This window comes from Rhodobaculum claviforme (genome assembly GCF_016653255.1).
Classification (GTDB): domain Bacteria; phylum Pseudomonadota; class Alphaproteobacteria; order Rhodobacterales; family Rhodobacteraceae; genus Rhodobaculum; species Rhodobaculum claviforme.
In genome coordinates, this window is sequence record NZ_NHSD01000208.1 from 1 (window position 1) to 7,041 (window position 7,041).

Genomic DNA, 7,041 nt, shown 5'->3' on the forward strand with positions numbered 1-7,041 from the left:
GGGCGGGCGTTGGGGCGGGGCAGGGACCCCGCCCCCCGCCGCTCAGGCCCGTGCGCCCGCGCCGTCCTTGCGCGCCCGGGCCGAGGCCAGCGTGTCGCGCAGCTCGGCCTCCATTTTCTGGAGGTCCTTCTCGGCGGTGGCGCGACGGGCCTTGCCCTCGTCGGCGATCTGCAGGCTTTCCTGGATCGTCGCGATCAGGGTGGCGTTGGCCGTCTTCACGGCCTCGATGTCGAAGACGCCGCGCTCCATCTCCTGGCGGACGGTGCGGTTGGCCTGCCGGAGGTTCTCGGCGTTGGCGGTCAGGAGCTCGTTGGTCAGGTCGCCCGCCGCACGCAGCGCCTCTGCCGCCTCGCGCGAGCGCTGGATCGTGACGGCCTGCGCCAGCTGGGTTTCCCACAGCGGCACGGTGTTCACGAGGGTGGAGTTGATCTTGGTCACCAGGCTCTTGTCGTTTTCCTGCACCATCCGGATCGAGGGCAGCGACTGCATCGTCACCTGCCGCGTCAGCCTCAGGTCGTGCACGCGCCGTTCCAGATCGTCGCGCGCCGCGCGCAGGTCGCGCAGCTCCTGCGCCCGCAGCATCTGCTGGTCCTCGGCGGCGGCGTCGACCTCGGCCGCCCTGGCCGGGATCGTGGTGGTGTCCAGCTCCTTCAGCCGGGCCTCACCGGCGGTGATATAGTGGCCCAGCTCGTTGTAGAAATCGAGCGTCTTTTCATAGAGTTTGTCGAGGGACTTGATGTCCTTTAGCAACTTGTGCTCGTGGCTCAGCAGATCGTCGGTGACGCTGTCGATCTGGCCCTGCACGGTCTCATAGCGTGCCAGGAAGCGGGCAAAGGGCGCGGCCTTGCCGGTCAGGCGCTCCCACCAGCTGGGCTTGCGCCGCACGTCGAGTTCACTGACGGAAAAGCCGCGGATGGTGGTCACGATCTGGCGCAGGCTGTCGCCGGCGGGGCCCACGTCCTTGTTGCGCACATCGCTCAGCATCGCCTGGCTGATCTGCTGCAACTCGGCCTGTGCCGCCGCGCCGAACGAGATGATCGAACCGGTGTCGGCCATGTCGAGTTCGGCCATCCGGCGGCGGATGCCTTCGGCCTCGGCGGGGGGCGCGGCCTCCAGCGGCACCAGGTCGGGCGCGGGGTCGGGCAGGATCGTGGCGCTGACCGCCTCGATTTCGGCAAGGGCCTTGCGCGCCTCCTGGCGGGCGGTACTGGTCATGGGGATCCCTTTCTCGGAAGCGCGCCACTGGATTGGTCGGTGCGGCGGGATGCTGCGAGGCCTTCGCGCCGCAGCCGGTCCCGCAGGACCTCGGTCTCGATGTCGAAATCGGTCTGGTCGTTGGCCAGCATCCGGGTGGCGCGGGCGGCAAAGTTGGCCTCCAGGTCCGCCAGAAGCGCCAGGTATTCGCTGCGCAGCCGGTCGTCGCGGGTCTGGGCATAGAGGGGGGCGAACTTCTGCGTCGCGTCGCGCGCCCCCTCCAGATAGACGCCCAGATAGCGGCGCGCCCCGCTCAGGTCGCGCGGGTCGGCCTCCACCCGGCGAAACAGCGCGCGGGCCTGATCGGCAAAGCCCGCGACCACCTCGTTCAGCCGGCGGTCCTGCGCGGCCGTGATGGCGGCCTGCATCGCGGCGAGGTGGCGCTCGCCCTCGGCGATCGCGCGGGCGGCGCGTTCGGAATGCAGGCCCGCATCGCCGTCCATCCCCTTGTTCGCCAGCGGGTCCGGGCCAAAGGCCGCCAGATGCAGCGCGGCCCCCGCCAGCCCGTAGATCGCTGCCTGCGCAAGGTCATGGCCCGGACCCAGCGCCGCCAGCGTCAGGCCAAGCCCGGTGACACCGGCGCCGAAGATCTTGCGCGGGATGGCGGGGCGCCGGGCGACGGGACGCGCGAGATAGGCCTTGTGCGCGATCACCCCCTCGCGGGTCAGCCACGCCGCCAGCAGCAGCAGCGCCAGCGCGCCCAGCTTCTGCGCCATCGCGACCGGATCGGGGCCGATGGCCCGCAGTGCCAGCGGCAGCGGTGCCAGGAACAGAAACGTCGTGGCGATCCCGGGCCTCGGCGCGGGAGGGGGTGTCCCGGCCCGGCCGGGCTGCGGGCTGAAGGGACCGGTGACGCGGCGCGCCATCCTCAGCGTCCCCCCGCGATCGTGACGTACAGGATCAGCGTCACCAGCAGCACATATGCCAGCCTGCGCAGTCCCTTGCCCGACATTCCGCGTCCCTCGCATGCCCCGCGCGCCATCCGGACGGACCGCGCGCCGTCCCCTTCATGATAGGTACGCCGCGCCCCCGTCACCAGAGGCCGCGGCCACATTCCGCCTGTGCGCGCTCCGGGGTCGGGAAAATCGCAGGTCCACGGGGGCTGCAAGCCCCGGGGCGGGCGCCCTAGGGGCGCGTCGCGGGGGTGCGCCACAGGATCAGCGTCCCCGCCGCCACGATCAGGCCCGTTCCCAGCGCTGTCGCGACATCGGGCAGGTCGCCGAACAACACCCACGCCCACAGCGCGGCCAGCGGCAGGAAGCTGTATTCGAACACCGCGATGCGGCTGGCCTCGGCGATCTGATAGGCGCGGATCACCAGCCCCATCGCCACGGTGGAGCCGACCGCATTCGCCGCCGTCCAGCCCAGCGCGGCGGCCGAGGGCCACACCCAGCCGCGCGCGAACCAGCCCTCCGGGCCCGGCGCGACCTCGGGCGCCAGCACGGTGACGGCCACCAGCCCCAGCGCCCCCCACAGCCCCAGCGCGGTGAAGTGCACCAGCGTCATCCCCGCCGTGGGTTCCTCGGCGCAGAGCTGGCGCGTCAGCACCGCACCGGCCGCGTGGCACACCCCGGCCGAGACCGCCAGCGCCGCCGCCCACACCGCCAGCCCCCCCGCGCCCCAGGGCCGCAGCACCACCAGCACGCCCGCGAACCCCATCGCCACCGCAAGGCTGCGCACCGGCCCCACCGGCAAGCCGAACGCCAGCACCGAGATCACCAGCACGAACACCGGCGCGGTGAACATCCCCGCGCCCGCCTGGCTGATCGTCATCACCGCCAGCGCGCCGAAGTAAAGCATCACTGCCAGCGCCGCGACCGCGCTGCGCAGCCACACCGCCCAGGGCCGCACCAGCCGCAGCCGCCAGCCCATCACCGGCGCCACCCCGAGCAACAGCGCCGCGCACACCAGCGCGCGCAGCAGCTGGTATTGCCACAGCCCCATCTCGGGGGTGACCAGCCGCACCCAGTTGTCCACCAGCGCGATGGTGCCCATGCCCAGCGCGATCATCGCGGCCGCCCGTGCCTGCATCCGCCGCCCTCCCTGTGTGCCCCCTTTCCAAACGCCCGGCGGGTGGTCAATACTCATCCCCTTGCCACGGTGATGACAGGGGAGGGCCGCATGGGTTGGTTGCCGGACGAGACGGGCCTGGAGAAATGCGCGGCGAACCATGTGCCGCTGACGCCGCTGTCGCATCTGCGCCGGGCGGCCGATCTGTTTGCGGGACGCGATGCGCTGATCGACCGCGACGTGCGCGTCACCTATGCCGAGATGCACGCCCGCGTCAGCCGCCTCGTGTCGGCGTTGCAGGCGCGCGGCATCCGCCCCGGTGACGTGGTCGCCACCCTCCTGCCCAACACCGCCCCGCATGTGGAGGCGACCTGGGCCATCCCTGCCACCGGCGCGATCCTCAACACCATCAACACGCGGCTGGATGCCGATACGGTGGCCTACATCTTCGGCCACGGCGGCGCGCGGATCGTGCTGTGCGACACCGCGGTGGTGGAGTTGGCCGAGGCCGCGATCAGCCTGATGGACGGCCCCGGCCCGGCCATCATCGAGGTGCCCGATCCCCAGGCCGGGCTGCACCCGACCGGCCGCCATCCGGTCTACGAGGACGTCCTGGCCCAGGGCAGCCCCACCGCCCCCTGGGTCATGCCGAAGGACGAATGGGAAAGCCTCGCGCTCAACTACACCTCGGGCACGACGGGGCGGCCCAAGGGCGTGGTCTATCACCATCGCGGGGCGTATCTCTCGACCCTCAGCCAGCCGATTTCCTGGCGGATGACGCTGTTTCCGCGCTACCTGACCATCGTGCCGCTGTTTCACTGCAACGGCTGGTGCCATCCGTGGATGATCCCGGCCCTGGGCGGTGCGGTGGTGTGCTGTCGCGAAATCACGGCGGCGGCGATCTACGAGGCCATCGCGGACCACGGCGCCACGCATTTCGGCGGCGCGCCCATCGTGCTGAACACCATCATCAACGCGCGCGACGCCGACCGCCGCCCGTTCGATCACACGGTGGAGGTGTTCACCGCCGGCGCCCCGCCCCCCGCCGCGACCCTGGCCGCGATCGAGCCGCTGGGCTTCCGCGTCACCCAGGTCTACGGCCTGACGGAAACCTATGGCCCCGACGTGGAATGCCTGTGGCACGAGGGCTTCGACGGGCTGGAGGGCGACGAGCGCTCCGCCGTCAAGGCCCGCACCGGGGTGGCCATGCCCTTCATGGAGGATGTCACCGTGGCCGACAGCGAGATGGTCGCGGTGCCCCGCGACGGCGCCTCGCTCGGTGAGATCATGCACCGCGGCAACGGCGTGATGAAGGGTTACTACAAGAACCCCGAGGCCACCGCCGAGGCGTTCCGGGGCGGCTATTTCCGCTCGGGCGACATCGCGTTCCGCCACCCCGACGGCTACATCAAGATCGCCGACCGCGCCAAGGACATCATCATCTCGGGCGGCGAGAACGTGAGTTCGGTGGAGGTCGAAAACGCGCTGATGCACCACCCCGCGGTGTCGCTGGTGGCCGTGGTGGCCAAGCCCGACGGCAAATGGGGCGAGGTCCCCTGCGCCTTCGTGGAGCTGAAGGAGGGCGCCCGGGCCGAGGAGGCCGACCTGATCGCCTTCTGCCGCCAACGGCTGGCGGGGTTCAAGACACCCAAGCGGGTGGTGTTCCGCGAACTGCCCAAGACCTCCACCGGCAAGGTCCAGAAGTTCGAACTGCGCACCATCGCCCGCGACCTCTAGCCCCGCGCGCAGCGGTCGCCATGCCCGGGCCGGGGGGCGTGCGTCCGCGCGAGCACTTGCCGAACGCCGCCGTTCGTGCCCCCGCCGCACGGGAAATGTCGCCTGCGGGGGATCGAGGCGGGCGCTTTTTGGGGCGGTGTCTGGCCGGTCTCTGGTCGGTCTCAGGGCGACGGGGGGCGCCGCGCGATCCAGATCGTGTGGCGCGGGCCACGCCGGGTGCGCCCTGCGGGAACCGAATGGGTGCGGACATCGAAGCCGCATCGCCCCAGCCGCCGGGCAAAGCCCGCGTCCGGCGTGGCGGACCATACCGCCAGCACCCCGCCAGGCCCCAGCGCCTGGCGGGCCGCCTGCAGCCCCTCGGTGCCATAGAGGGTGGCGTTCTGCGCCCGCGTCAGCCCCTCCGGCCCATTGTCGACATCAAGCAGGATGGCGTCGAAGTGGCCGCCTTTGCCCGCACCGGGGCCCGTGTCGACGGCCTGCTCCGTCGCGCGCATCACCGCGCCGACATCGTCGGCGACGACCGTCACGCGCGGATCCGACAGGCAGTCGCCGAACACCGCTGCCATGTGCCCGCCGGCCCAGTCGATCAGCTCCGGCACGATTTCCGCGACGACGAGGCGCGCATCCGGCGGCGCCACCGCCTGCGCCGCGCGCAGCGTGAACCCCATCCCGAGGCCCCCGATCAGCACGCGCGGCGCGGCGCGCGGGCCCAACCCCGCCAGCGCAAGGGTCGCCAGCGCCTCCTCGGAGCCGCCGAGGCGGCTGTTCATCAGCTCGTTCCCGTCCGCCAGCCGGATCGACATCTCCGTGCCGCGCCGCAACAGCCGCAGTGTGGCCCCGCCGGGCGTGCGCGCCGTCGCAAGCTGTTCCCATGGCACCATGTCAGCCACCCTGTTCCCGATCGCGCCCGACGCCTATCCGATCGGTGACGGCAGGAGAAGTGCCGCGGCGGCGGCCGGCCCGGTGGCCCCGGGCGCGGGCACCGCACCGCAGGCCCCGGAGCGTCGGGCCAGTCCCCCTCTGCGCCCGGGCCGCGGCGGTTCGCCCGGGGGGGTGGTCCTGGTCTCGCCCACAGGCGCCATCCGCAGGCCCCACCAGCGGGCCGCGCGCGATGCCGCTGCGCGCAGCCTGTGCATGCGCGATCCCTGCGCAGGCTGGCCTGCGGCGCGTGTCCATCGGGGCCGAGGCGCCGGGGAAGCGCACCCGCGCCCGACCCGTGCACCCAGCGGCAGCGTCACGGGCTGCGGTGTTCCGGTGTGCGGCGCGCCGGGGTGCCGGGCAAGGGCCGCCGTGGCATTGGCCGCATGGAACCGGCCCGTGCCGCGGTCGGTCGGACCCGCGCGCCGGGCGACGGCTGCCGGGCGGGTGACGCCCTCCTGGCGGCGTGGCGGCGGTGGGACGCCCCCCCTCGGGGCAGGCGGGGGGCTTAACGCGTTCTTCGGGAATGTCCGTCAAGGATCGCGAGCGGGGAAGTGACCTCGCCGGGTGCGGACTCGGAACAGGCCGATGAACGACGACACGACGCCACCGCGCGGCTCGGACGCGGACCTGAACGATGACCTCACGGCCCTTCTCCGGCCGGTTCCTGCCGCACGCCCGACGCAGGCACTGGCGCCCGTCGATCTCCCCGCCGATGGGGCCGACGGCCGGTTGGAGAATGTCCAGCTGCTGCGCGCCGCACCGGTGGACCCGCAACTGCGCCCGCTGCGCCCGGAAGACGGCGCCGCCGCCGGGCCTGAGGTCGCCGCTCCCGCGCCCGCCGCCCCCGGACCAAGGTCCGGCCCCGGCCCCGGATCCAGCTTCGGTGAGGGTCCGGTGTCGGGCACTGCGCCCGCGCAGCGCGCCGACATGCCGCCGCAGGACCCGGCGTTTCCCGCCGGTCCGGGGCGGGATGCGGCCCCGGCAACGGATGCGGACACTGCGGGCCGTGGGCGCCCTGCTGCCGAGCGGTCGGTGACCGCAGCCCCGCTCGGGACTTCCGATGATGCGTCGCAGGCGGTGTCGCCCCCGTCGGAGCCGCCGATGCCGCCCGCTCCCGAT

General features: G+C 72.7%; 5 protein-coding genes and 1 pseudogene. 2 read left to right on the forward strand and 4 right to left on the reverse strand.

The features are described 5' to 3' along the window. Window positions 1-42 precede the first annotated feature (42 nt). The 3 genes from CCR87_RS07355 to CCR87_RS07365 form a co-directional block, all read right to left on the reverse strand. Window positions 43-1,215, reverse strand: a complete 1,173-nt coding sequence (locus tag CCR87_RS07355; RefSeq protein ID WP_201156904.1) for a toxic anion resistance protein — start codon at window positions 1,213-1,215, stop codon at window positions 43-45. Beyond that, window positions 1,212-2,120 (reverse strand): 5-bromo-4-chloroindolyl phosphate hydrolysis family protein, encoded by a 909-nt coding sequence (locus tag CCR87_RS07360; protein ID WP_201156905.1) that lies wholly within the window; start codon window positions 2,118-2,120, stop codon window positions 1,212-1,214. The genes CCR87_RS07355 and CCR87_RS07360 overlap by 4 nt, the downstream gene beginning before the upstream one ends. A gap of 259 nt (window positions 2,121-2,379) precedes the next feature. Next, complete coding sequence (locus CCR87_RS07365) at window positions 2,380-3,285, reverse strand: DMT family transporter (protein ID WP_201156906.1); 906 nt, start codon at window positions 3,283-3,285, stop codon at window positions 2,380-2,382. A gap of 90 nt (window positions 3,286-3,375) precedes the next feature. Here CCR87_RS07365 and CCR87_RS07370 point away from each other — a divergent pair, with 90 nt between their 5' ends. Continuing rightward, window positions 3,376-5,001, forward strand: coding sequence for an AMP-binding protein (locus CCR87_RS07370; RefSeq protein WP_201156907.1), 1,626 nt, complete (start codon window positions 3,376-3,378; stop codon window positions 4,999-5,001). A gap of 161 nt (window positions 5,002-5,162) precedes the next feature. Here CCR87_RS07370 and CCR87_RS07375 read toward each other — a convergent pair whose 3' ends face one another. After that, window positions 5,163-5,882: a spermidine synthase family protein gene (locus CCR87_RS07375; protein ID WP_201156908.1), complete on the reverse strand. Its 720-nt coding sequence runs from the start codon at window positions 5,880-5,882 to the stop codon at window positions 5,163-5,165. Between the two features lie 625 nt (window positions 5,883-6,507). On the opposite strand from CCR87_RS07375, the pseudogene CCR87_RS16975 reads away from it, so the two are divergent. After that, window positions 6,508-7,041, forward strand: a pseudogene (locus tag CCR87_RS16975) (hypothetical protein); the annotation flags it as partial.